Source organism: Vibrio sp. 9-16B-A1, assembly GCF_056726165.1.
Map to the genome: position 1 here is coordinate 71728 of NZ_JBSDZD010000002.1, position 26186 is coordinate 97913.

Below are 26186 nucleotides of genomic sequence, written 5' to 3' on the forward strand. Positions count from 1 at the left end.
CCGGCGTCGCCCTTTTTGTTTCAAATTATGATACTCTTGCTCGCCATCATGCGCTATGCACGCATTACCCTCTTCGTCACAAATTAAGCAAATGAACGACATCGCAGTGCAAAAAATTTCTCATATTCCAATCGATTACCAACCTGATCTGGCCAGTCGCCTGTTCTCCGCCATCGAGGCTGAGCCATGGTCTATGCTGCTTCGCTCAGCATCGCCGCAGCACCCGGATAACCGTTTTGACGTTCTGGTAGCCCATCCGCTGGCCACTCTGGTGACCGTTGGGGAGCAGACCTGCATTCACCATGAGGGCGAAACGCATACCACAAACCAGGATCCATTCGCCGTGCTCAATGAGTGGCAACAGCAACTGCTTCCCGGGCTGGAACAAATCGGCGAACTGCCTTTTATTGGTGGTGCGCTGGGCTATTTCAGCTACGACCTGGGACGTCGTGTGGAAACCCTGCCAGAAATAGCTAAGCGAGATATTGACGCGCCGGACATGGCCGTTGGCCTGTATGAGTGGGCACTGGTGGTGGATCACAAAGAACGCACTGCCTGCGTGGCAGGTGTTAACGCTAAGGAACACTATCAATGGCTTGTCAGCCAGAGAGCCCCTGAGCGTAAAGCGTTTTCCCTGACCGGTGAGTGGCAGTCCAACATGGACAAAACCAGTTACACCCGCCGTTTTAACCAGGTTCAGGAGTACCTCAAGTCCGGTGACTGTTACCAGATCAACCTGGCCCAGCGCTTCAGCGCCGGATACCGGGGCAGTGAATGGCTGGCTTATGAGAAACTGGAACAGGCAAACGGCGCACCGTTTTCTGCGTTTATCCGCACTGAAAACAACGTCATTCTGAGCGTCTCACCGGAGCGATTCCTGGAGCTTCGTGGGCGTGATGTCGAAACCAAGCCAATTAAAGGTACCCGTCCGAGAGATCTGTCCAACCCTGAGCGCGATGCGGCCCTGGCCCGCGACCTGACTAACACAGAGAAAGATCAGGCCGAAAACCTGATGATCGTCGATCTGCTGCGCAACGATATTGGCCGGGTCGCCACGCCAGGCAGCGTGCATGTGCCGCACCTGTTTGAAGTGGAAAGCTTTCCTGCGGTACACCACCTGGTAAGTACCATCCGGGCCAAACTGGATGCGCAGTACAACGCCACCGACCTGCTGCGGGCCTGTTTCCCAGGTGGTTCAATCACCGGCGCGCCAAAAGTACGGGCGATGGAAATCATCGAAGAGCTGGAACCTCACCGCCGCAGCGCCTATTGCGGCAGCATCGGCTATATCAGCCGCTGCGGTCAGATGGACTCCAGCATCACTATCCGCACCCTGATCACTGACAACCAGCGTATCTGTGCCTGGGCGGGCGGCGGTCTGGTAGCCGACAGCGAAGCCGGTGCTGAGTATCAGGAAACCCTGGATAAACTGAGCCGGATACTTCCGGTCCTGAACTCATAATTCATATTGTTGATATAAGATCACAAAAGGAGCGCAATGCTCCTTTTTTGTGCGTTCAATCCACCCTCCTGCCCTCATTAGTGAACAGCATGTTCTATAGTTAACTGACAACATTAAGAAAAGAGCACTTCCCGCCCGGAGAAGCAAATCGCCAGGCAGTCAGTTGAACAGAACAGGGTCCGTTATGAAAGACATGCTGGTGGTAGAAGACAACCCCTCCATCGCCCGGGTTATCGAACAAATTGGCACATCCGTTGGTTACAAAGTCACGGTCGCGCACTCACTGAAAGAAGTAAAACAGGTCCTGGCGAAAAAACGCGACTTTTTTATTGCCACCATCGACTACTGTCTGCCTGATGCTTACGAAGGCCAGGCGATTGGCTACATACTCAATCATGACATCCCGTCGATCGTGGTCACCGGACGGATCAACAACAAACTCCACTCAGAGCTGCTTAACCTGCCTATCGTCGACTATATCACCAAAGAGAACGCCCAAACCTACCACTATCTGCAGCGGGTACTGCTGGGCCAGTTGCACAACCACAAAATTGGCGTCGCGGTGGTGGATGACTCATTGTCGGTACGCAGCTATGTGGCCAACCTGCTGGAGCGGCGTAATTTCACTGTCCACCCTACCAGCGACGGAAAGAAAGCACTGCGGATGGTCAAAGATCACCCGGAAATCAAACTGGTGATCACTGACTACGATATGCCGGGTATGTCAGGGATTGAGCTCACTCAGTCCCTGCGGCGTTTTTTCTCAGACAGGGAGCTAATCGTTATTGGCTACTCGGCACTGGAACATCCATATCAGTCTGCCCGCTTTATCAAGAGTGGTGCCGATGACTACATGCACAAGCCGTTTTGCCCGGAAGAATTCTATTGCCGGATTTTCCGCAATATCGAGAACCTTCAGCTGATAGAGCTCCTGAGACGCGACTCCACCCACGATATGCTCACCCAGTTGCCGGTTCGAAAGGAGCTGATAAAAAGAATCGACAAACGTCTCGAACAGGGAGAGGCCGGCCAGAGTTACTGCGCCCTGGTCGTTTTTCATATCGACAATATGGAGTCAGTCAATCAGCAGCACGGATTTGAAGCCGCAGACAAGATGCTCATCCATTTCGCCCATCTGCTGGAAACAGAGTTTGGCCAGTATGACCCGGCCCGGCTCCACGCCAGCGAATTTGCCGTCCTGCTCAGCTGCGAAGGAACCGGGGAAGTACGTCGGCGTATAAGCCGTCTGCTCGAAGCAGCACACAAAAGCCCCGCCGATACCGGAAACAATGCTTTGCCGCTCCAGGTGAGTATGGGCTGGATAGAAGTCTGCGATCAGAAAAACGCTGAAGCATGCCTGAACGAAGCTCACCGGAAACTGCCCGCCCCGGTCAATGCCTGACTGTTATCCGGGCGTGAGCCATCATCTATAAACAGCAGAAATACTTCACCAGCCCTTCTGACCAGCTTCGGGACATTATTTTTGAGGGACACCGATGATTATCAGCGGTCACTGAGTACTAACGAGATGCCGGCAAACACACATTCACCAGGCTTATTTGTCAGCCCCACACTAATCACCGGCATTTGACAGAAAGTGGGTTTTACCCGTCACAGGCCAGTTTGCTAATCTTAACTAAAAGGGCAAATAACCCCCACCCATCAAATGAGCACAATCAATATCCTGCAGATATACAAACAAGGACTAATATGGATAAACAGAGCTTTTTACGCCACTTTCTTCTGCAAAAAACAGTAGCTGCACAGGAGCCGGAACTGGTCAGACAGCATGAAAACCGGACCTTTCGTCCCGCCGCCGTCCTTATCGGTCTAGTCGAGAGACCGCAGGGACTTCAGGTGATCCTGACAAAACGGGCTTCACATCTGAAGCATCACCCGGGCCAGGTGAGCTTTCCGGGAGGTAAGCTTGAAAAAGAAGATGACTCACTTTATGCCGCCGCCATCAGGGAGGCCTGGGAAGAGATAGGTCTTTGTTCTGACAAGATACGGCCATTGGGCCAGCTGCCGCCACTCAACACAGTAAGTCAGTTTGAAGTCACGCCGGTACTGGGGCTGATTGACCCGGACTACGCCCTCACTCTGGATCACAACGAAGTGGAAAGTGCATTTGAAGTACCGGTCGGATTTTTACTTAACCCTTTGAATATCCACTCGTTGCATTTCCCATACAAAAATGTGTTGCATAACGTTTTTGCCGTGCCATATGGCAAACATTTAATCTGGGGAGTTACAGCTCAAATCATCCACGCTTTGCAACTACAAATTACCAACCAAATCCACGCAAACGATTAACAATAAAATGTTATCGCATTGTGGATTTCACGATATTCAAAGAGATTCACAAAAAGTTTAGAGCCCTTACTGTAAAAGGCCCACAACCACCTCACAGCCATGTAACACATCATTTACAGCATTAGATAATCTAATGCGTGGCACTAATTTCACTTATGTGTGGCACGTGATTTTCGTGATATATATCCCGTTTATGCTGATTAATCTTCGATGCGGTAGTATTTATTGATCCTGATCCTGACTTTCCTATCAAAAACAGAGAGAATACCGCCTGAAATTCCTGTTCCCAATAAATTTCACGAGTAATTAACTATGCAATCAACAATTGTTACGGATCGCGCCTCAGCATCCAAATCAGGCTGGACCTACAAAGACTTTACCTGGGCTCTTTCACTGTTTGGTACTGCAGTTGGTGCCGGCGTGCTTTTCCTTCCAATTAAAGCGGGTGCTGGCGGCTTCTGGCCACTGGTAATGCTTGCGCTTCTTGCAGCACCAATGACCTGGTTCGCTCACAAAGGCCTTGCCCGTTTCGTTCTGTCTGCTTCTAAAAACGACGCTGACATCACCGACACTGTAGAAGAGCACTTCGGTAAGACTGGTGCTAACATCATCACTTTTGCTTACTTCTTTGCCATCTACCCTATCGTTCTTATTTACGGTGTAGGTATCACCAACACAGTTGACTCTTTCATGGTTAACCAGCTGGGCTTTGCTTCAATGCCACGCTGGCTGCTGTCTGGTGTACTTATCACTGCAATGACTGCAGGTGTAGTATTCGGTAAAGAGCTGATGCTGAAAGCGACCTCTGCGATGGTTTACCCTCTGGTATTCATCCTGCTGGCTCTGTCTTTCTACCTGATCCCTGACTGGAACACTTCTATGATGGAAGTTGCCCCAGACTGGAGCACAATGCCTTCTGTTATCTGGCTGGCAATCCCAATCATCGTATTCTCGTTCAACCACAGCCCAATCATCAGCCAGTTCACCAAAGAGCAGCGTCTGAAGTACGGTGAAAACGCAGTTAAGAAAACTGACATGATCACCGGCGGCGCATCTATGATGCTGATGGGCTTCGTTATGTTCTTCGTATTCTCTGTTGTACTGTCTCTGTCTCCTGAGCAGCTGGCAATGGCACAAGAGCAAAACATCAGCGTTCTGTCTTACCTGGCGAACGTACACGAGTCTCCGCTAATCTCGATTCTTGGTCCTGTAGTTGCTTTCGCAGCAATCACTTCAAGCTACTTCGGTCACTTCCTGGGTGCACACGAAGGTCTGGTTGGCCTGATCAAGTCACGCTCTTCTTCTCCTGTTAAGAGCATCGAGAAAATGTCTCTGATCTTCATCGTGGTAACCACCTGGATTGTTGCGATTGTTAACCCATCAATCCTGGGCATGATCGAGACCATGGGTGCACCAATGATTGCTGCAATCCTGTTCCTGATGCCTGTATTTGCTATGCAGAAAGTACCTGCAATGGCTAAGTACAAAACTTCAGCGTTTGTACAGGTTTTCACAGCAATTTGTGGCCTTGCGTCAATTAGTTCTGTAATCTACGGCGCTCTGTAAGTTCGTAATCTTACGAATTCACTTCTGACTAAGCCCCCGACTCCCCGGGGGCTTGCTACCAGGTAAAAAAAATAAATATGATCAGCGTATTTGACATCTATAAAATCGGGATTGGGCCTTCGAGCTCACACACGGTAGGGCCAATGAAGGCCGGTGAATCTTTCGTTCAGGACCTAATGGAAAAAGGCCGCCTGAATGACGTGAATCACATTAAAGTGGATGTTTATGGATCCCTTTCTTTAACCGGGAAAGGCCACCATACGGATATTGCCATTATTCTTGGCTTAGCTGGTAACTTACCTGAAAGCGTGGATATCGACGGTATCCCTGCTTTCATCGATAACGTAAAAGCAAATAAAGTTCTGCCACTGGCTCACGGTAAGCAGGATGCCGCTTTTGACTACGATGTTGACCTGACTTTCCACACCGATAACCTGGAACTGCACGAAAACGGCATGCAGATCCACGCATTCTCCGGTGAAGAGCTGGTTCACACCAAAACTTACTACTCTATCGGCGGCGGTTTCATCGTTGACGAAGAGAACTTCGGCAAAGAGTCTGACGACGAAGTAATCGTTCCTTACGAGTTCAACTCGGCTAAAGAGCTGGTTGACCTGTGTAACGACAACGCTCTGTCTATCAGCGCGCTGGTAATGGCTAACGAAAAAGTAGTCAAAGACACCAACAAGATCGAAGAAGAATTTAAGGCTATCTGGGATACCATGACTGCCTGTATCGACCGTGGCCTCAGCACGGAAGGTGTTCTTCCTGGTCCTCTGCGCGTTCCACGCCGTGCTGCTGCCCTGCACCAGCAACTGAAAACCGGTGAGCGCCTGAGCAACGACCCAATGACGGTTGTTGACTGGGTAAACATGTACGCATTCGCGGTTAACGAAGAAAACGCAGCCGGTGGCCGCGTAGTGACTGCACCAACCAACGGCGCATGTGGCATCATCCCTGCTGTTCTGGCGTACTACGATAAGTTCATCTCTCCTGTTTCAGAGAAAGAGTACACCCGCTACTTCGCCGCTTCCGGCGCAGTTGGTGGTCTGTACAAGCAAAACGCTTCTATCTCTGGCGCAGAAGTTGGTTGTCAGGGTGAAGTGGGCGTTGCCTGTTCTATGGCGGCAGCAGGTCTTGCAGAACTGATGGGCGGCAGCCCTGAGCAGGTTTGTATGGCGGCTGAAATCGCGATGGAACACAACCTGGGTCTGACCTGTGACCCGGTAGCAGGCCAGGTTCAGGTACCATGTATCGAACGTAATGGTATTGCTGCTGTTAAAGCGATCAACGCAACCCGCATGGCAATGCGCCGCGCATCTGCACCACGTGTATCTCTGGATAAGGTTATCGAAACCATGCTGGAGACAGGTAAAGACATGAATGCCAAGTACCGGGAAACTTCCCAGGGTGGTCTGGCAATCAAGGTTATCTGCTAATACACTTAAAGGGCATGGAATTCCATGCCCTTTTTTATTAGTCAGTAAAAGTCAGTCCGTTATGATCGCGCTTAAAAAACCAAAATTAAAACACTTCTCAGCGCTGATGGAGCTCAACGTCACCAAAGAGCAAAAACAGTTTGTTGAGACATTTGAACACCTCTATGAGCACCGTTCAAAAGAAGATGTCATTTATGCCATCACAAAAGATGGCACCATGCTGGGCTTCTTTGCGCTCGACTTCGGCCTCAGCAAAAAATACACCTTTGCCTCCAACAACGAAATCGAGATTAAAAACCTGTTTATCGACCAGAGTCATCAGGGCCAGGGCGTAGCCAAAGCCGCGCTGAAACGGCTGGAGTTATATATATACTCTGCCTATCCTGATGTCCGCTCTGTCTGCATGCTGGTGGACAAACGGAACGAGGGTGCCCTGCGCTGCTGCCTGTCGGCAGGGTTTGAGGACACTAAGAAGTCATTTTATGATGACGATTCAAACAAGATCATGGTGCTCAGAAAAAGCATCAGTGCTCCATAACAAAACCGGGCTCAACGAGCCCGGTTTTTCTTTCCTGTACCTGTTACACCGTAAAGAACTGACGCGAGAAGAAACCCATGGTGATCAGCGTACAGCCCAGACCAAACAAACACAGCAGCGGCGTTTTGATCCTTGGGTAGCGCTCCACCAGCAGAGCTATCGCCAGATATGTCGGATACAGGCCGAAGAGATAACGCGGCATGGCGTTCACCCCGGATGAAAACGGCAGATAGAGGTTGATAAACATAAACACCGCTTCAGCATAACGGCGTTGGGCCACCAGCCAGGCATTGAGTGCAAAACCCGCCAGCGCCATCAGGGTCAGGTAGAGCTTCACCCCACCCTTTTCAAAGCCATACTCAATCCAGTTAAGCGGGTGAGTCAGGGTCCGCCCCCAGGCTATCTGTATATGACCAAAGGCAAGCGCATCACCGGTCAGCCAGTAGAGATAAAGCATGTAACAGAAAAAGCCCAGCGGGATCACCCACACTGCAGCCCAGGCTTTAAGTACGCCAGTCTGCAGGGTTTTGACTCCCTGCCAGCGGTAGTGCTCAAACGCGATGATCACCACAGAAAATACCAGCATCACACCCAGATTACGTGTGACTGCGGCAATCATGCCAAACAGGGCCACCCACAGCCACTGCTGACGCGCAGCAAACAAAAATGCAGCCGCCACCAGAGCGATAAACAACGGCTCCGAGTAGCCAGCCATGCCATAAACCGTGAACGGAGAAAAGCACACCAGCCAAATCATGGTAAGGCGGGTATCCTCTTTCAGGCCGGCCTGTTTAAGGGCCAAAAGAAGTACCGGCACGCTAAGGGCAAAAGTGATGTTAGAAACCAGTATCAGCGCCAGTTTGGCGTCGCCGGTCAAAAGGTTCATCACCGTTCCCAGCAGTGGCGTTACTGGCATAAATGCCCAGCTAGCCGCATTGTGTCCACTCAGCCAACGCGGTACCGGATCGTAGCCGTGTTCCATGATCCGGGTTGACCAGATACAGTCAAACCGGCACGCCGCATCGGTCAGTGACACTTCGGCAGGGTCAATCAGACCCATCTGCCCGGACATCACATAGCCGATAAAATAAAGCACTACCCGGCTCAGCAACACCGCCAAAATCAGGGTCCGCCACTCCTGATGGCTCAGGGTCAGCTTATCGTTCATGACTGCACTCCGCTTTTACTTTCCTGGCTTTTTCTTTGCTGGCTGATTATTTCCGGACTAATGTTTGTCAGGCCAGCGCTTTTCAGACCGACACGCTGCAGGCCAAAGCTTTTCACCAGCAGCGGCATATCCGGGGTCAGCTCAAGGTAGTGAAGAGGCGTGTCCGGACCGGAAAGATCAAGTTCGACCACCAGCCGGTCTTTTTGGGTGACTGCGGTCTGGGGGCGACCATCAAGAGTCACGATGGGTAACGGAGTCTTGTCTGACTGAACCCCGGCAAGTTCAAACACCATCCGCTGTTTACCACCACCATTTGAGACCGAGAAATAGACTCCTCCTGTGCTGTCCAGTGGCCTGCCCTGCTCAGTTGCGGAGCCCCACCCTTTACGGGAAAGTGCGGACAAACGTTCCCGGGTATCAAGCATTCCTTCTTCAGGCAGCTCAAAACGGTCATCATTCCCGCCCCAGTAGAGAGTTTTCTTTTCGAGGTAATAAGTCTGATATGAAAAGGAAACATCCGGACTCGCAGCAAGGCTGAGTACCCACAGGTAGAACCCGGACAGCGATACCAGCAGGAGGATCAGGCTTCCCCGGAGCACCCTGCTATCATAGTTTGATTTGAAATACATGGTTTTGTGCTTACATTAGAAACGGCTAAACGGGTAGTTACAATCACTATCCGGTTCACAATTGTGAGACACATCAACAATGATTTGTCATGGAACTGTAAATTTATGTTACCGCCACGCCCGCCGCTGCCCGTCCATGGTTCCCGGACGGATAAAGGCGTTTCTGTTCCGGCTCATATTTCCGCACCGCGAAACGTGCCCGTATCACACAAACATTTAACAAGTAAGCAATATTCCATCATATCAACTAAAATTCAGCTGTCAGCCTGGAAAAAAAATAACGATTATTATGACTTTATCTATTACTTCTAAACTGCTGGTCACCCTGGTCGCCGTATTTACCCTGGTCCTCACCACCTCAACCGGCTACCAGTACTACCAGCAACGGGAACTGCTCAATTCTGTGCTCAGTGAACAACTGCACGACAAAGCCAGCAACTATTTCGACAGCCTCAACATGATGATGCTGACCGGCACTATGACCCAGAAAAATACTCTGCGGGACAAAGCGCTGGCTCAGGATGGCATTGAGCAGGTCCGGGTGATCCGGGCACAAAAAGTCAATCAGCTATACGGACCAGGCGGTGATGACCAGAAAGCACTGGACAATATCGACCAGCGGGCACTGGACGGGGAAACGATCATAGAGCCATTTTCAGGCAACTGGGGGAAAGGCCTGGTGGTCGCCCTGCCAATGAAAGCCAGCGAGAACTATCGCGGCACCAATTGCATTGCCTGCCACATGGCAGAAGAAGGTGAAGTGCTGGGAGTGATCCGTATGGAATACGACCTTACCAAACTCAACCGTATGGTCAGCCACCGCACCATCATCGCTGTTGCCATCATGACGGCCATCGCCGGTATCGGTTTTGTTCTGGCGCTGATGATGATCCGCCGCATCATCGTTAAACCGATGAAAATCACCTCCCGCTTTATGGAGCAGGTCGCGAGTAACAAAGACCTGACCCTGCGCCTGCCTGTTGAACGTAAAGATGAAGTGGGACGGCTGACCAAAGACATCAATTCACTGCTCGATGCCGTATCAGACGGGATGAACCAGGTTCAGAAAACGTCGCATGCGCTGGCTATGGCAGCGGGTGAGCTGACCGAAGTCGCACTGAAAACCGACCAGGCGACCAACAAACAGCTGGAAGAAACCTCGGATGTGAAAAACAGCATGCAGGAGCTTCAGCAACAGCAATCCCATATTGAGCAGGCTACCAACGATGCCTCTGAGCTGATCACTCATACCACCCATACCGCTGACAGCGGAGCGCAACTCGCCCATACCGCCAGCGATGATATCCGCGGTCTGGTCAGTGACATCGACGACGTGAAACACAATATCAGTGAGCTCAATGATCAGACAGAACAGGTCAACAGTATTCTGGCCGTGATTAAAGGCATCGCGGAACAAACTAACCTGCTGGCGCTGAATGCGGCCATCGAAGCCGCCCGGGCCGGCGAGCAGGGACGTGGCTTTGCCGTAGTCGCTGATGAAGTCCGCAATCTGGCCAGCAGTACCCAGGATGCCACGGGCAATATTGAGGCTATCATTGAGAAACTGCAGCAAGGCAGCCAGCAGTCACTCCAGGCCGTAGACACCGTCTGCCTTGAGGCTCACGAACGGTCTCAGTCCATCGAAACGCTGTCTCAGACTCTGGCAAGTGTCGTGGACGAAATGAACCAGGCAAACCGGCACGCTGGCAGCATCCGCGAACAGGTTCAGATGCAGACCCGGGTGAACGACTCCATCAGTGAGCGAATCAACACCATCACATCACATGCAGACCAGACCTCCTACTCTGCGGGTAAAACCCGTGAGATCTGTATATATCTTGAACACCTTTCCGAACAACTTGAGTCATTACTCAATCAATTTACCCTCACAGGCGATAATAAAGGTTGAAGCGAATGATTTGACAGGTAAACTGTCAGGTTCAAACTATTTAACCCGGCTCTCTGGGCCGGGTTGATTTTGTGACTTCAACGGAGAATTAGCACAACATGACTTACGCGCCTGTAAAAGACGTACTAAGCGGTAAGCTCGCGGTAGACAGTGAAGTAACTGTCCGCGGCTGGATCCGCTCACGTCGTGATTCCAAAGCCGGAATCTCTTTCCTTGCCATTTATGACGGCTCTTGTTTCGACCCGATTCAGGCCGTGGTCCCTAATAATCTGAATAATTACCAGGAAGAAGTTCTGAAACTGACCACTGGTTGTTCAGTTGAAGTCACCGGTACTGTGGTTGCATCGCCAGCCAAAGGTCAGGATTTCGAACTGGCTGCAACTGATGTGAAAGTTGTGGGCTGGGTTGAAGATGCAGATACTTACCCGATGGCGAAGACCCGCCACTCTATCGAGTACCTGCGTGAAGTGGCTCACCTGCGTCCGCGTACCAACGTAATCGGTGCGGTAGCACGTGTGCGTAACTGTCTGTCTCAGGCAATCCACCGCTTCTACCACGAGCAGGGTTACATCTGGGTATCTGCGCCGCTGATCACTGCCTCTGACTGTGAAGGCGCCGGTGAAATGTTCCGCGTTTCTACCCTGGACATGCAGAACCTGCCACGCACTGACAAAGGCGATGTGGACTACAACGAAGATTTCTTCGGTAAGGAAACCTTCCTGACTGTATCTGGCCAGCTGAACGCAGAAGCGTATGCGTGTGCCCTGAGCAAGGTTTACACCTTCGGCCCGACTTTCCGTGCTGAAAACTCAAACACCAGCCGTCACCTGGCGGAGTTCTGGATGGTTGAGCCGGAAGTAGCATTCGCGGACCTGAATGACGTGGCTGGTCTGGCAGAAGAAATGCTGAAGTACGTGTTCAAAGCGGTTCTGGAAGAGCGCCGTGATGACCTTGAGTTCTTCGCCCAGCGCATCGACAAAACCGTTATCGAGCGTCTGGAGCAGTTTGTAAGCTCTGACTTTGCTCAGGTTGATTACACCGATGCTATCCAGATCCTGCTGGATTCAGGCAAAGAGTTCGAGTTCCCTGTTGAGTGGGGCATCGACATGTCTTCTGAGCACGAGCGCTACCTGGCAGAAGAGCACTTCAAAGCGCCGGTAATCGTGAAGAACTACCCGAAAGACATCAAAGCTTTCTACATGCGCATGAACGAAGATGGCAAGACTGTTGCTGCAATGGACGTTCTGGCACCGGGCATTGGTGAAATCATCGGTGGTTCTCAGCGTGAAGAGCGCCTGGACATCCTGGACGCCCGTATGCGCGAAATGGGTATCGACCCTGAGCACATGAACTGGTACCGTGATCTGCGCCGCTACGGCACCGTGCCACACGCTGGTTTCGGTCTGGGCTTCGAGCGTCTGGTTTCTTACGTGACCGGTATGGCGAACGTACGTGACGTGATCCCGTTCCCACGTACTCCTCGCAGTGCAAACTTCTAAAGCGCACGCTGTGTGATAAAAAACCGCCATTCGGCGGTTTTTTTATGCCTGAAAAACAGGATAAATCGCTGTTTTCGCACCATACTTATAGTACGAGCTAAGGAGGCATCACATGAAAGACTTCAAACTTGACGATCTGGCATACAAAGGTGAATACGAAGAAGTTCATAACTGGGACTTCAATGGTCAGCCCTACTACTGGCACCCTGACTGGATGCATGTTGCAGAAGACGCGATGGGGATCTTTCCTAAAGCTCCAATAGATGTACCTGAAGGAGAGAAAGCCACTCAGGAACACGCAGAAGCTGCCATCATCAAACACCTTAGTGACAAAGACAAATAAGCCATACATACCAGCCCGGGAGTTACCCCGGGCTTTGTTTGTCTGTAACTCCGGCGGGTTGCTGAAACTGAGCTCATCAGCGAAGAAAAAACCTGTCGCTCCGGTCTTATGAGTTATAAAATCTGGCTTAACAATAAATACAACTGATAATTATTATGAGCTCAACTATGAAACCGTATAACGCATCCCTGACGTTCAGCCTCTATCTGCTGGCTGGCGTGCTTTTTGCGACATACGGCGGCCGGGTCTGCCCTATGCTGGAATCCCTGACGGTCGCTGAAGTTTTTATTCACGTATCGGTGACCTTCACCGGGTTGTTTGCCGTAAGGCACTTCCTGCTGCGTAATCACCATTTGCTGCAAAGCTTTAACCACGCCAGGCTGGATACGCTCGCATTTTTCATCGCCAGCCTGCCACTTGCCCTGTTCTACAATACCCGGTACCAGTTCCCCATCGACAGTAATATGAAAGTCGTGTTCGGTATGGCCCTGTTTGGCTTTTTTACCGGTATCCTGCTTCAGCTGACCGCAAAATCCGACCAGTTTGACGAGCTTCTTAAACAACCCCAAATACTGACCCGCCTGAGCGGTGAGCGTCAGTCACTGGTGAAACAGATGATCCAGCTGGTTGTATTTCTGGTCGCAACCCTGATAGTCATGCTCTCACTCATTGCATATAAAGACCTTATCTGGCTGGAGCACAACCCGGACAAAGTACTGGATGGTACGGGCAATATCAGCATCATCAAAGAGTTTGCGTATATCGCAGTGGTGCTTGGCGCCTATACCGTTGCCATACTGACCCTGTGGAGCAAACTGATGAAACAGGTCCTGCTCAGCCAGGAAGTGTCTCTGGTAAAAGTAAGCAATGGAGACATTGATACCCGGCTGCCGGTATTTGAACACAATGAACTGGGCTCAATGGCTGCCCTGACCAACCAGATGATCGACAGCCTGCAGGCGAGTCAGAACGAAATCAGTACAACCCGGGATGTGGCGATTAACAGCCTGGCCGCGCTGGCAGAATCACGCGACAACGAAACCGGTGCCCATATTCTGCGCACCCAGGAATATGTACGTGCCCTAGCCTGCCATCTCGCCGGAAAACCTGAACATCAGGAGCTGCTCACCCCGGCCTATATCGACCTGCTGTATAAATCCGCACCATTGCACGATGTAGGTAAAGTCGGCATCCCCGATGCCGTCCTGCTCAAACCGGGGAAACTGACCAGTGATGAGTTTGAAGTGATGAAGTCTCACCCTCAGATAGGTGCTGACGCACTGTCTATCGCGGAAAAGCAAATGGGCAGCAGTTCGTTTCTGCGGCTTGCGAAAGAGATCTCCCTTACCCACCATGAAAAATGGGATGGCAGTGGCTATCCAAATGGCCTGAGCGGAGAAGCGATCCCCCTCTCTGGCAGGCTGATGGCACTGGCCGACGTGTACGATGCGCTTATTTCAAAACGGGTATATAAACCAGCGTTCAGTCACGATGAAGCGCGCCAGATCATCCAGGAAGGCAGGGAGCATCACTTCGACCCGCAGGTAGTCGAGGCGTTTCTTGCCACAGAAAAAGAGTTCATTGCCATCGCTGCACGCTACAGAGACGCGCATGAGGAGCCGGTCTCCCCGGCTGAGCTGCAACCGCAAACCTGACGCGACCTATGTCAGAAAACCACGATTTGTTGTCATTTTTCGACCCGTTTCGTGGTTTTCAGCCGGGATTTCATGACCTTTATCAATTTATCTCTTCCAAACAAACTAAATGTGTAGTTTTCTTCTATTTGCTGTTGTGTCAGCAACAATGCAAAGGTATAACTGATCCTGAATTTAACTTAACCTGATCAACATGGATGCCGATTAATATGTTTGAAAAAGTCATTGCCGCGCCTGCGGACCCTATTCTTGGCCTGACGGAAGAGTTTAAAAAAGATACCCGCGCAGAAAAAATCAACCTGGGTGTTGGTATCTACAAAAACGAACAGGGCCAGACCCCGGTTTTAGCAACAGTAAAGAAAGCTGAAGCTGCCCTTCTGGAAACCCAGACCACCAAGTCTTACCTGACCATTGAAGGTACCGCAGAATACGGCCTGGCAGTACAAAAACTGCTGTTCGGCGCTGACTCAGACATCGTTGCAAACCAGCGAGCCAAGACCGCTCAGGCACCTGGTGGCACCGGCGCACTGCGCGTGGCAGGCGAGTTCATCAAACGTCACCTGGACAGCGGCTGCATCTGGCTGAGTAACCCTACCTGGGCGAACCACAACGGTGTGTTCACTGCGGCAGGTCTTGAAACCAAACAGTACAGCTACTACAACGCAGAAGCCAAAGAGAAAGACTTTGATGCGATGCTGACCAGCCTGCAGGAAGCCAAAGCGGGTGACATCGTTCTGCTGCATGGCTGCTGTCACAACCCAACCGGTATCGACCCGACGGCTGATGAGTGGGAAACCCTGGCTAAGCTGTGTGCAGACAAAGGCCTGCTGCCTCTGTTTGACTTTGCATATCAGGGCTTTGCCAAAGGCGTGGAAGAAGATGCAGCCGGCCTGCGTACTTTCGCCAAATACAACGACGAAATCCTGGTTGCCAGCTCGTTCTCGAAAAACTTCGGTCTGTACAACGAGCGTGTCGGCGCCTTTACCCTGGTAGCCAAAGACACTGACGTTGCCACCACCGCATTCTCTCAGGTTAAGAGCATCATCCGTTCAGTGTACTCTAACCCGCCGGCACACGGCTCAGCAGTAGTGACCTACATTCTGAACCACGCTGAACTTCGCGCAGAGTGGGAACTGGAAGTAGCAGAGATGCGTGACCGTATTCAGGAAATGCGCGAGCTGTTCGTTGCCACCCTGAAAGCAGAAGGCGTTGAAGCAGACTTCAGCTTTATCGAGCGCCAGAACGGCATGTTCTCTTTCTCCGGCCTGACCAAAGACCAGGTTAACCGCCTGAAAGACGAGTTCGCTATCTACATTGTTGGCTCCGGCCGTATCAGTGTGGCAGGCATGACCAAAGCTAACATGGGCCCGCTGTGTAAAGGTATCGCTGCGGTTCTTTAAGTCAGTCTCATGATTGCAAAGCCAGCGCTGGAATGCGCTGGCTTTTTTGTTTTAAGGCTCTGGGTACTGGGTACTGGGTACTGGGTACTGGGTAGAAGATTGTGAGCCCTACCCCACTATCCTTGCAACTTCTGCAATTCCATCTCAGTTTTATGCTTATATATTTATCAATTGACGCATTTATGTTGATAAATTCAATAATTGATTTCAATCACACTTTCAACATTTAGCTATGGTAAAGTTCCGGGCATAAGAAATCGAAATTGCTTTAAATTTGAGAAAGTTATGGCCAACAAATCCTATCCGGATGACTACAATCTGATCTCCGTCACCGATCCTTCCAGTATCATTACCTCTGCTAACCCGGACTTTTGCGACGTTGCCGGTTATCAGCAGGAGGAGCTGCTGGGTAAACCCCATAACGTGGTCCGCCACCCGGATATGCCCAAAGCGGCGTTCGGACAGCTGTGGCAGTACCTGAAAGCAGGTGACAGCTGGATGGGATTGGTGAAAAACCGCTGCAAAAACGCAAGCGACCATTACTGGGTTTCAGCGTTTGTAACCCCGATTATCGGAAAAGATGGCGGGATCACTGAGCACCAGTCAGTACGCTCAAAACCAACTCAGGCACAGATCGACCGGGCAGAAACCCTCTATAAAGCAATGCGCGAAGGCAAGTCGCTGCCTTTTGCCGCACGGTTTAAAAAATCCTGGTCCGGCTGGCAACTTGCCCTGTTTACCCTGATATCTGCAGCGGGTGTGGCCGCTATGACCACCACCGCACCGTTCTGGCTCAGCGCCGTTATCACCCTTGCCGGCCTGGCAGGTCTCGGAATTTCTGCCGCCCAGCATAAACGCCTCGGACAGGTTCAGGCTCTGGCGAAAGCCTCGTATGACAATGAGCTTATGGAATACCCTTATACGGGAACCCGGGACGATTACTCCTGCCTGGAGCTGGCGCTGATGATGCGCAAAGCCCAGCTAAGAGCCGTCTCAGCACGCACCGCCGAAACCGCTGGTGCGCTGCTGGTTTCTGCTGAAGATGAGTTTGCCAACACCCAGACCATAGACCAGCAGCTCACCCAGCAATGCAGTGAGACCGAACAGGTGGCAACTGCAGTCACCGAACTGACCCACTCTATTCAGGAGGTCTCTGACAGCGCCATTAACGCCTCCAAAGCCACCGACGAAGCCAACCGGGAATCTGTCAATGGCATGGCAATGATCGAAACCACCATGACTGCAGTCAGCGGCCTGGCTCAGGAGCTGGATCACTCAAAAGAGGTCGTGGATAAGCTCGCCAAAGACAGTGAGAAGATTGAGCAGATCCTGGACGTGATTGGCGCGGTATCTGAGCAAACCAACCTGCTGGCGCTGAACGCGGCAATCGAGGCCGCCCGTGCAGGCGAAGCAGGGCGTGGTTTCGCCGTGGTGGCCGATGAAGTGCGCAACCTGGCCTCACAAACCCGCTCTTCGACCGATGAGATCCATCAGATGATCAGCGAGCTTCAGGCAACGGCAAACGAGGCCGTCACCCTGATGTCCCGCGGCAGCCAGCTTTCCGGTGAATGTAATGAGCGGGCTCAGGAAACCGGAGAAGTACTGGGCCGTATTACCCGGATGCTGGATAACGTTACCGACAGCAGCCACCAAATAGCGGGCGCGGTCAGCCAACAGGCGGAAGTGACTCAGGAAATCAGTCGTAATGTGGTGAACATTCAGCAACTGGCAGGCGATACCAGCGACAGCGCAAACTCTTCTGTCACCCGTACCAGTGAGCTGGTTGAGCGGCTGGAATCCATGCAAAGGCTCATCGCCCAGTTTAAGAAATAACGTAAACCGCGCCCGGCGCGGTTTTTTTTCGTCTCTGCATTGGTTACGATGGAGCAAATTCGTCAGACAGGCCAATTATGCAAGCCGAAATACTGGAAATTCAAAGCTTTCTTTCATCCTTCCCCCCTTTTGATCAACTGCCAGAGGAAACCGTGGCAGAGATCAGCCGGCAGGTCGAAATCTCCTACTACCGTGCCGACACGCCCATCATTCACTTTGGTGACCATATCCATGACCTGTACATAGTTCGAAGCGGTGTCGTCGAGGTTTACCGGCGTAAAGGCGAGCTGTACAACCGGCTCGATGAAGGTGACCTGTTTGGCCAAATGGGCCTTCTGACCAACAACAAAGTACGCTTTCCGGTGAAAGCCATTGAAGACAGCCTGGTTTACTGCATTCCCGAGGAGCTGTTCCAGAAGCTGTATGACGAGTTCGACAGTTTTGCTGACTTTGTGGAAGTGGAAGACTCCACCCGTCTTCGTCAGGCTATTTCCACCAAACAGGAAGCCAATGACCTGACCACCTCCAAGGTGCGAACCCTGATCACCCGCGAGCCGGTTTTGATCAGCCAGACGGAAACCATCCAGGAAGCGGCGATTAAAATGGCCGATGAGAACGTATCCGCGTTGCTGGTTGTCGATCAGGAAAGACTGGATGATGAAGATGACAACGGCCTGCTGGGCATTATTACTGACCGGGACCTGTGTACCCGCGTTCTGGCGGCAGGTCTGTCTCCTGAAGACCCGGTCTCGGATGTGATGACACTGGAAGTGGTCTGCCTGGACCACAACGCCTACGTGTATGAAGCCATGCTGACCATGCTGCGTTACAACGTGCACCACCTTCCGGTACTGAAACAACAGCAGCCACTGGGGATCATCGAAGTGCAGGACATCGTCCGCTACGAGTCCCAGAACTCACTGCTGCTGGTGAGCAGCATTTTCCAGCAGCAGACCGTGGCAGAGCTGGAAACCCTGTCTGAACAGGTCAAGGACAGCTTTGTACGTCTGGTCAACGAAGACGCCAACAGCCACATGGTCGGCAGCGCGATGTCCGTGATCGGCCGGAGTTTCAAACAGCGTATTATCGAACTGGCCGAAGAAGAGCTTGGCCCGCCGCCAGTCCCGTACTGTTTCCTCGCTCTTGGCTCTATGGGCCGGGATGAACAGCTGATGGTGACAGACCAGGACAACGCCATCATTCTCGATAACGGCTATAACCCGGACAAGCACGGCGATTACTTTGCCGAACTGGCAAAATTTGTCTGTGACGGTCTGGCGCGCTGTGGCTACACCTATTGTACCGGCGATATTATGGCGACCAACCCGATGTGGCGAATGACCCGCTCTGAATGGGAAGAGTGCTTTGGTGACTGGATCGATAATCCGAACCCGAAAGCCCTGCTGAACGCGTCGATCTTCTTTGACCTCGATGGTGTGTATGGCCGCCTGAAATGGGCCGAGCAGCTCAACAGCTTCATCGTGCGCCGCGCCAAGCGCAATAACCGTTTCCTGGCCTGTCTTGCGCGTAACGCCCTCAACCGTACTCCACCGCTGGGCTTTTTCAAAAGCTTTGTAATGGAGAAAGACGGCCGCCACAAGAACTCGATTAACCTCAAGCGCCGGGGCACCGCGCCGCTGGCAGATCTGATCCGGGTACACGCTCTTGCCGTCGGATCACGGGCACAGAACTCGTTTGAACGCCTTGATGATATTCAGGACGCTGGCATACTGCCTCATGGCCGGGCACAGGACCTGCGTGACGCGATGGAATTTATCTCCATGGTGCGTATCCGTCATCAGGCGATAGACGTGGAGAACAACATTGAGCCGGACAACAACGTTGAGCCGGACAATCTGTCTGACTTTGAGCGCCGCAATCTCAAAGATGCATTCCAGATCCTGAGTAACAGCCAGAACTTCCTCAAGTTCCGCTACCAGGCAAACACGTTTAAGTAAGGCGGACCGGAATTATGCTACGTAAATTAACTGAAAAACCAACGCCAGACTGGCCCCAGGTGTTTGCCCAACGGCTCGAATCGGCCAAAGATGACCGGCTGAAAAGCTTCTATCAGCAGGGTGTCGCTGCCAGGGAAACACCACTGAGCGAGGTACCGTTCGTGGCGCTGGACTTTGAAACCACCGGCCTGGATGCGGAAAAAGATGACATCGTCAGTATTGGCCTGGTGCCGTTTAACCTCAACCGTATTTACTGCCGCCAGGCCCGCCACTGGATTGTGAATCCTCAGTCGCCGCTGCAGGACGAATCGGTGGTGATCCACGGTATCACCCATTCCGATATTCTTAACGCACCGGATCTGGACCGGATCATTGATGAAGTGCTGGCCTCGCTGGCCGGAAAGATTGTGGTGGTTCACTACCGCAACATCGAGCGCAACTTCATGGATAAGGCGCTGCTCGCCCGCTGGGGTGAAGGTATCGTGTTTCCCGTGGTCGATACCATGGAGCTGGAAAACCGCATTCAGCAAAAACAAACCGGTGGCTGGCTGAACCGGCTGAAAGGCAAACGCATGCCAAGCATGCGCCTGGGCACAACCCGCGAACGCTACGGCCTTCCGGCCTACCCGCCCCATCACGCGCTGACCGATGCACTGGCAACTGCCGAGCTGCTTCAGGCGCAGATCCAACACCACTTCAGCCCGGACACACCAATCAGCCATATCTGGCTCTGATACCGGCCTGAATCACCAGGCAAAAATCGGATACAAAAAAAGGAGGCTCAGCCTCCTTTATTTAACCCGGGTGACTTATCAGTAGTCACGCTCGGTACGCATACCCATCACCAGGCTGACACACATCGCCAGCAGGATGAAGGTAAATGGTAATGCGGTGGATATAGCCCCCGCCTGCAGCGCCTGAATCGCCTGGGTTCCGCCAACCCAGAGCAGCGCAGCCGCAATCGCACCTTCCATAAAGGCCCAGAATACGCGCTGAACTACCGGCGCATCCACTTTACCACCAGCAGTAATGCTGTCGATAACCAGGGAGCCCGAGTCTGAAGAGGTGATAAAGAACACCAGTACCAGCAGCACTGCAATAACAGACAGTGCTTTACTGAACGGCAACGCTTCAAACATCTCAAACATCGCCAGTGGCACTTCACGCAGACCATTTGCGCCCAACACGCCAACTTTATCAACTACCTGCTCAATAGCAATGCCACCAAATACCGACATCCACACCAGGGTAACCGCCGTTGGAACCAGCAGAACCGCTACGATAAACTCACGAACAGTACGGCCTTTAGAAACACGGGCGATAAACATACCAACAAATGGTGACCATGAAATCCACCAGGCCCAGTAGAACACTGTCCAGCCCTGGAACCAGGCTTCGTCTTCACGGCCATGCGGATTACTTAGCGGGATAATGTTCTCCAGATACGCCGTCAGGGTTGTCGGGATGGAGCCCATAGCCACAGCCAGGCTCACAACAGCGACAAACACCAGCAGTAGCAACGCAAGAATCATGTTGACGTTACTGATCACCTTAACGCCACCATCGATACCACGCAGTACCGATACTACTGCCAGCATGGTTACGATGAAGATCACCACGATCTGCAGACCCATACCGCCATCGATACCAAACACATGATTAATACCGCTTGCTGCCTGCTGCGCACCCAGACCAAGTGATGTCGCCAGACCAAACAGGGTAGCCAGTACTGCCAGGATATCCACGACGTGACCAGCCCACCCCCATGCGCGATCACCCAGCAGCGGGTAGAAGATCGAACGCATCGACAGCGGCATACCTTTGTTATAAGTGAAGAACGCCAGAGACAGGGCAACCACACCGTAAATCGCCCACGGGTGCAGACCCCAGTGGAACATAGTAGCGCCCAGCGCAAGACGCGCGGCTTCCGGGGTATTTGGCGTCACATTCAGCGGCGTTTCATACCAGCCGGTATAGTAAGCCACCGGCTCGGCCACACTCCAGAACATCAGACCGATACCCATACCAGCAGCAAACAGCATTGCCAGCCAGGAAAGGAAGCTGTAGTCCGCGATGGCTTCACGGCCACCCAGGCGAATGCGGCCATAAGGGGAGACAATCAGCGCAAGGCAGAAAATAACAAAAATATTACCCGCCCAGATAAACAGACCGTCAAACGACTTGATGATCTGGAACTTGATGCCATCCAGCGCACCTTTTGCCACTTCCGGGTCAACCACCAGGGCTGCAATCAAAAACAGGGTGATCAGACCGGCACTGATACCGAATACCGGGTTATGGACATCAAAGCCCCACTTCTGTACGTTGTCCTGACCTACGGTATAGTCAGTACTGTCTATACTGTATTTATCAATTCCTTTAGTCATTAATCCTCTCAGCTTTGCGAATCAGAGGTGAAATGGTATGTGCAGTAATATTTAGTGAACATACTATTTCACCACTTAAATTTTGCCTCATACTACACAATGTACTCCACACCGGCCAGACTCCTGATTGATAATTGAGCACAAATTCCAATAAATACCTTTTGGACGGACAAATTATCACCACAAAAGATAATTTTATTAATTCGCACACTAAACAAAACACCGCCAACGCAAGCCCGGGACAAGCTGGCAAGGCCAGCATTTTATGAAACAGACAGAGATAAACGCCTACCCAAATCGCATCCGGGGAGAAAAACGTTTTGAAACCTTTGAGGTTTAAGGTAACTTAGGCCCACCTTGGGTTTTCGGGTAGTTAACATTGGACAAGCACGAAGAAGTTCTCTTATCTCTGCGCCAGATCATTCGCGCAATCGACCTGCACTCTAAAAAGCTCAGCAAAGAATCCGGCCTTACCGGCCCGCAGCTGATGCTGATGCGCTCCATTCAGGAGCTGGGTGAAGTCACCATACGCAACCTGGCCAACCATACCAATATGAGCCAGGCGACCGCGACGGCTATCCTGGACAGACTGGAGAGAAACGGCCTGGCGCAGCGCGTGCGCAGCCAGACCGACAAACGCAAAGTACACGCCTATCTGACCGAGGCTGGCCAGAAAGCACTGGCTCAGGCGCCACTGCCGCTGCAGGACACCTTCGTCCGCCGGTTTCAGCAGCTCGAAGAGTGGGAACAGAGCCTGCTGCTCTCTTCCGTACAACGCATTTCCAGCATGATGAACGCCGAAAATATGGAAGTCTCCCCGGTTCTTGAACTGGGCAGTCTGACCAAACCAGAGAGCCAGGCATAAGAGCCGGTGACCAATACAACAAGGGCCTGAATCACTCAGGCCCTTTTTCATTACTAATCCACAAATCTGGCTTTTTCCCGGAACGTCTCGTGCAGCTTCAGTTCAAAGCGCTTTAACTGACTTCGGCTGAACAACCACTGCCCTTTTTCCCCGATCGTAATCGCAATCTCAGACACAGGTTTACCGGCCAGGATCTGTTTAGCTATCTGAGCGGCGGTTCTGCCCTGCTCGACACCAAACAGCACCAGCCCACCGACGGTCATATCACTGCCTACAGTAAAGTCCCAGAAACAAAACAAAGGCACTTTGACATGCTCTGACGTCCAGCGAATGACTTTTTCAGCCGGAACGTGCTTACCCTCAACATCGGTCAGCGTATGGTACAAACCAACGTATACCGCCTGATAACCCTGCTCCTCCAGGGTGAGTACGGTTTGCTGCCATTTCTCCCAGGAATTGATCAGCTTAAGATGGACATTGATACTGGCAAGTTTTATTTGGTTTCGGCCTTTAAACACCTCTTCCAGCGTCACCTGAGCAGTTGTCCCCCCATCATAAAGCACAAGTACCTTATTCGCTTTGAGCATCTTGTTCATCTCAAAGATGTTACGCTTCACCAGAGGACGCTCCAGCACACCAGTAATATTACCGCCGTAATAAACGCCATAATTGCGGGGATTATTGTTCACTCCAAGAAAAACGACCGGTGTCGTCTCTTTCATAAAGCGCTGACTCAGGTAACGAAGCGCATTGTCGTCACCCATGATGACCAGGTCGGGACGGATTTTGAGGTAATACTGCCAGGCACGCTCAGCGGACTGGGCATACTCATGCGGTGGGATCCGTTTGGTATCCATCTCAAACGTCAGTACTTCATACTCACCATTGAACACCTCGTGGATACCGGCCAGGTAATCCCGGTCCCATGAATAGCCAGAGTGATAACTCTCAATTACCAGTACTTTCTGCATAGCAAACACAGGCAGCGAAAACAGGGTCAGCAGCACAGCAGAAATCAGTCTCTGCCAGATACCACAACGTATTGTGTTCATTCTCTCTCCCCTCACGGCCATTACAGCAGGCCGGGATGCCTGACTGATATTACTAATAATAGTCACCACACCGGGGTTGTGCACCAAACGGGCACAAACAAAAAGAGCCGAGCGAAAACATAAGGTTACATCAACACAATAAAAAAAAAGGCCCCGGATAACAATCCGGGGCCAGATATCCTGCTGTTTCCTGCACTTTATCGTCAGGGGGATACTCAGTATCACACAGCTTTATAGATAACTTTATTGCCTGACAGCTGCTCTTTTACAACAAGGTTTTCTTCAAGAAGTTTCTTCAGAGCGCCGGTAGCCCAGGAAGCGGCTTTGGCATCTTCCTGACCCGCTGCAAGGCCGATGCCTTTCGGGTTAATACCTTCTGCGTTAGTAGCAACGATATCCAGTACCTGTTGCTGTTTAGGCGTCAATGCTACATCTGCTTTTTTCGCTGCAACTACTTTCTCTGCTGCTGGTTTTGCTGCTGCTTTCGGCGCAACAGTCTTCTCAGCAACTGGCTTGGCAGTTTTGGTGTCAGCCACGTTCGCGGCTGCAGCTTTAATGCGTTTTTGCAGTTTCATCTGCACCTTACGCTTATGTGCAAGTCTCATCGAGTATTTCTCCGTTTCACTGCATTCGGCGCAGTGGTCAAAATTTGAAGCGCGTTTTATACCAAAATTGAAGGCAGATTTGTAGTCTCCGGGGAGATTTCGGGTAAAAAATGGGGTTTTGATGCGCGTCAGGCTATTATTTAACCAGACCCGCAGTCACAGGGCAGCAAACATGCAAACGCTTCAACTCAGTAATATCCCCTTTCGCTTTTCCTCACCGGCGGGAAAGCTGATCCTTATCCTGCTGGCACTGATTTCTGTCTTTCTGATTTTCACGGCCCCGGGTCTCTTTCAGGCACTGATGTCTGTGGGCGCAATACTGGCGATTGCAGCAGCGACCTGGTTTATGATAGAGCAGGCCCGGGTAGGCTATACCCTGACTCAGACGCATTTCCAGCAGCACCTGTACAGAGGTGGTTGGGTACTGCGCTGGCATGATGTTCAGCAAATTGGCGTCTGTAGCTGCAATACCGATGGCTGGCATCAACCCCTGCCCTGGATCGGCATCCGGCTTAAAGACTACCGTCCATACCTGGAGAGTATCTGCCCCCGGGTTGCCACCCAAATCCTGCTTGAGCAGCGTGCCCTGCTCTACCTTGGCTGCAAACAGGCCGGAAATGCCCAATCGTTTGAAGACATAGTTCTGGACAGTCACAACTATATTGATAATCAGGGAAAGGTTTACACCGGATTACTGGCGATGCTGGCTAACCGCATGCGCCACCAGCGGGCGTTTTTTGGTTATGACCTGTTTATTGCTGCGTCAGATCTGGACAGGGATATTGATGAGTTTGTCGGGCTGACAAGGCGCTACCTGGCAGCAGCGCCTGATTATGACTGGGCCGAAAGTCCGGATCAGTAAAGTGGCATCTCGTCCGCTACAAACGGGTTGCTGGCGCGTTCACGGCCAAAGGTGGATTCAGGACCGTGGCCAGGTACAAACGTCACCTCATTGCCCAGCGGCCACAGCTTGGTTTTGATTGAGCTGATCAGGGTATTGAAATCCCCTTTAGGAAAGTCTGTACGGCCGACACTGCCGTTAAACAGCACGTCACCAACAAACGCCACCTGCGCTTCTTCACTGAAAAAGACTACGTGACCTGGTGTATGACCCGGTGTATGCAGCACTGACAGGGTTTGCTCACCAATAGTGACAACGTCACCATCTTCCAGCCACTGATCCGGTTCAAACGCTTCAGTCAGCGGGAAACCAAACATCTGACTCTGACCTTCCAGGCCCTGAAGCCAGAAGTTATCATCTTTGTGCGGACCAACAACACGGCCACTCACTTCACGAGCCAGCGCCTCGGTACCACCGACGTGATCAAGATGACCGTGAGTCAGCAGGATTTGCTCTACCTCAACACCCAGCTCTTTGATCAGCGCTGCCAGTTGCTTAACGTCGCCGCCCGGGTCGATGACTGCCCCTTTCATGGTTTGATCACACCACAGGATTGAACAGTTTTGAGAAAAAGACGTGACCGGCACGATTTGATATTTAAGAGCCATGAAAATACTCGTTGTTGCAGTTCAGAATGGCAAAACTATGACAGCTGCCACGGGGT

The 26186-nt window shown here is 51.8% G+C and carries 22 protein-coding genes; 16 read left to right on the forward strand and 6 right to left on the reverse strand.

The window, feature by feature from the left end:
• Nucleotides 1–91: 91 nt before the first annotated feature.
• The 6 genes from pabB (at nt 92) to ACVB80_RS04045 (ending at nt 7318) form a co-directional block, all read left to right on the forward strand.
• Complete coding sequence (gene pabB, locus ACVB80_RS04020; protein WP_481079986.1) at nt 92–1462, forward strand: aminodeoxychorismate synthase component I; 1371 nt, start codon at nt 92–94, stop codon at nt 1460–1462.
• 184 nt (nt 1463–1646) lie between these two features.
• Nucleotides 1647–2864, forward strand: coding sequence for a GGDEF domain-containing response regulator (locus tag ACVB80_RS04025; RefSeq protein ID WP_481079987.1), 1218 nt, complete (start codon nt 1647–1649; stop codon nt 2862–2864).
• Nucleotides 2865–3172: 308 nt separating this feature from the next.
• Entirely contained in the window at nt 3173–3775 is a 603-nt protein-coding gene (locus ACVB80_RS04030) for a CoA pyrophosphatase (protein WP_481079988.1), read from the forward strand.
• A gap of 312 nt (nt 3776–4087) precedes the next feature.
• Entirely contained in the window at nt 4088–5341 is a 1254-nt protein-coding gene (locus tag ACVB80_RS04035) for an aromatic amino acid transport family protein (protein ID WP_481079989.1), read from the forward strand.
• 77 nt (nt 5342–5418) lie between these two features.
• Nucleotides 5419–6780 (forward strand): L-serine ammonia-lyase, encoded by a 1362-nt coding sequence (locus ACVB80_RS04040; protein ID WP_481079990.1) that lies wholly within the window; start codon nt 5419–5421, stop codon nt 6778–6780.
• A gap of 61 nt (nt 6781–6841) precedes the next feature.
• A complete protein-coding gene (locus tag ACVB80_RS04045; RefSeq protein ID WP_481079991.1) occupies nt 6842–7318 on the forward strand; it encodes a GNAT family N-acetyltransferase in 477 nt (158 codons plus the stop codon).
• Nucleotides 7319–7361: 43 nt separating this feature from the next.
• Here ACVB80_RS04045 and ACVB80_RS04050 read toward each other — a convergent pair whose 3' ends face one another.
• Entirely contained in the window at nt 7362–8486 is a 1125-nt protein-coding gene (locus tag ACVB80_RS04050; protein ID WP_481079992.1) for a hypothetical protein, read from the reverse strand.
• Nucleotides 8483–9115 (reverse strand): hypothetical protein, encoded by a 633-nt coding sequence (locus tag ACVB80_RS04055; protein WP_481079993.1) that lies wholly within the window; start codon nt 9113–9115, stop codon nt 8483–8485. The genes ACVB80_RS04050 and ACVB80_RS04055 overlap by 4 nt, the downstream gene beginning before the upstream one ends.
• Before the next feature lie 289 nt (nt 9116–9404).
• Here ACVB80_RS04055 and ACVB80_RS04060 point away from each other — a divergent pair, with 289 nt between their 5' ends.
• The 8 genes from ACVB80_RS04060 (at nt 9405) to ACVB80_RS04095 (ending at nt 20446) form a co-directional block, all read left to right on the forward strand.
• Entirely contained in the window at nt 9405–11024 is a 1620-nt protein-coding gene (locus ACVB80_RS04060; RefSeq protein WP_481079994.1) for a methyl-accepting chemotaxis protein, read from the forward strand.
• A gap of 98 nt (nt 11025–11122) precedes the next feature.
• Entirely contained in the window at nt 11123–12523 is a 1401-nt protein-coding gene (gene asnS, locus ACVB80_RS04065) for an asparagine--tRNA ligase (RefSeq protein WP_481079995.1), read from the forward strand.
• 112 nt (nt 12524–12635) lie between these two features.
• Entirely contained in the window at nt 12636–12866 is a 231-nt protein-coding gene (locus ACVB80_RS04070) for a hypothetical protein (RefSeq protein WP_481079996.1), read from the forward strand.
• A gap of 167 nt (nt 12867–13033) precedes the next feature.
• A complete protein-coding gene (locus ACVB80_RS04075) occupies nt 13034–14521 on the forward strand; it encodes an HD-GYP domain-containing protein (protein ID WP_481079997.1) in 1488 nt (495 codons plus the stop codon).
• Between the two features lie 209 nt (nt 14522–14730).
• On the forward strand, nt 14731–15921 hold the full coding sequence (locus tag ACVB80_RS04080; RefSeq protein WP_481079998.1) for an amino acid aminotransferase: 1191 nt from the start codon (nt 14731–14733) through the stop codon (nt 15919–15921).
• A gap of 285 nt (nt 15922–16206) precedes the next feature.
• Nucleotides 16207–17754: a methyl-accepting chemotaxis protein gene (locus tag ACVB80_RS04085; RefSeq protein ID WP_481079999.1), complete on the forward strand. Its 1548-nt coding sequence runs from the start codon at nt 16207–16209 to the stop codon at nt 17752–17754.
• A gap of 77 nt (nt 17755–17831) precedes the next feature.
• Entirely contained in the window at nt 17832–19712 is a 1881-nt protein-coding gene (locus ACVB80_RS04090; protein ID WP_481080000.1) for a DUF294 nucleotidyltransferase-like domain-containing protein, read from the forward strand.
• A 14-nt stretch (nt 19713–19726) separates the two neighbouring features.
• Complete coding sequence (locus tag ACVB80_RS04095) at nt 19727–20446, forward strand: 3'-5' exonuclease (protein ID WP_481080001.1); 720 nt, start codon at nt 19727–19729, stop codon at nt 20444–20446.
• A 78-nt stretch (nt 20447–20524) separates the two neighbouring features.
• On the opposite strand, the gene ACVB80_RS04100 is transcribed toward ACVB80_RS04095, so the two are convergent.
• A complete protein-coding gene (locus tag ACVB80_RS04100; protein ID WP_481080002.1) occupies nt 20525–22099 on the reverse strand; it encodes a BCCT family transporter in 1575 nt (524 codons plus the stop codon).
• Between the two features lie 379 nt (nt 22100–22478).
• Between ACVB80_RS04100 and ACVB80_RS04105 the strand changes: the two genes are divergently transcribed.
• A complete protein-coding gene (locus ACVB80_RS04105; RefSeq protein ID WP_481080003.1) occupies nt 22479–22964 on the forward strand; it encodes a MarR family winged helix-turn-helix transcriptional regulator in 486 nt (161 codons plus the stop codon).
• Between the two features lie 53 nt (nt 22965–23017).
• Here the strand turns inward: ACVB80_RS04105 and ACVB80_RS04110 are convergent, their stop codons facing one another.
• Together ACVB80_RS04110 and ACVB80_RS04115 are read right to left on the reverse strand one after the other, a co-directional pair.
• Nucleotides 23018–24016: an ABC transporter substrate-binding protein gene (locus ACVB80_RS04110; RefSeq protein ID WP_481080004.1), complete on the reverse strand. Its 999-nt coding sequence runs from the start codon at nt 24014–24016 to the stop codon at nt 23018–23020.
• Between the two features lie 221 nt (nt 24017–24237).
• On the reverse strand, nt 24238–24621 hold the full coding sequence (locus tag ACVB80_RS04115; RefSeq protein ID WP_481080005.1) for a MarR family transcriptional regulator: 384 nt from the start codon (nt 24619–24621) through the stop codon (nt 24238–24240).
• Nucleotides 24622–24793: 172 nt separating this feature from the next.
• On the opposite strand from ACVB80_RS04115, the gene ACVB80_RS04120 reads away from it, so the two are divergent.
• Nucleotides 24794–25483 carry a DUF2982 domain-containing protein gene (locus ACVB80_RS04120; protein ID WP_481080006.1) on the forward strand — a complete coding sequence of 230 codons (690 nt, stop codon included), beginning with the start codon at nt 24794–24796 and terminating at the stop codon, nt 25481–25483.
• Here ACVB80_RS04120 and ACVB80_RS04125 read toward each other — a convergent pair.
• A complete protein-coding gene (locus tag ACVB80_RS04125) occupies nt 25477–26130 on the reverse strand; it encodes an MBL fold metallo-hydrolase (protein WP_481080007.1) in 654 nt (217 codons plus the stop codon). The two genes, ACVB80_RS04120 and ACVB80_RS04125, sit on opposite strands and share 7 nt — an antisense overlap.
• Nucleotides 26131–26186 lie beyond the last annotated feature (56 nt).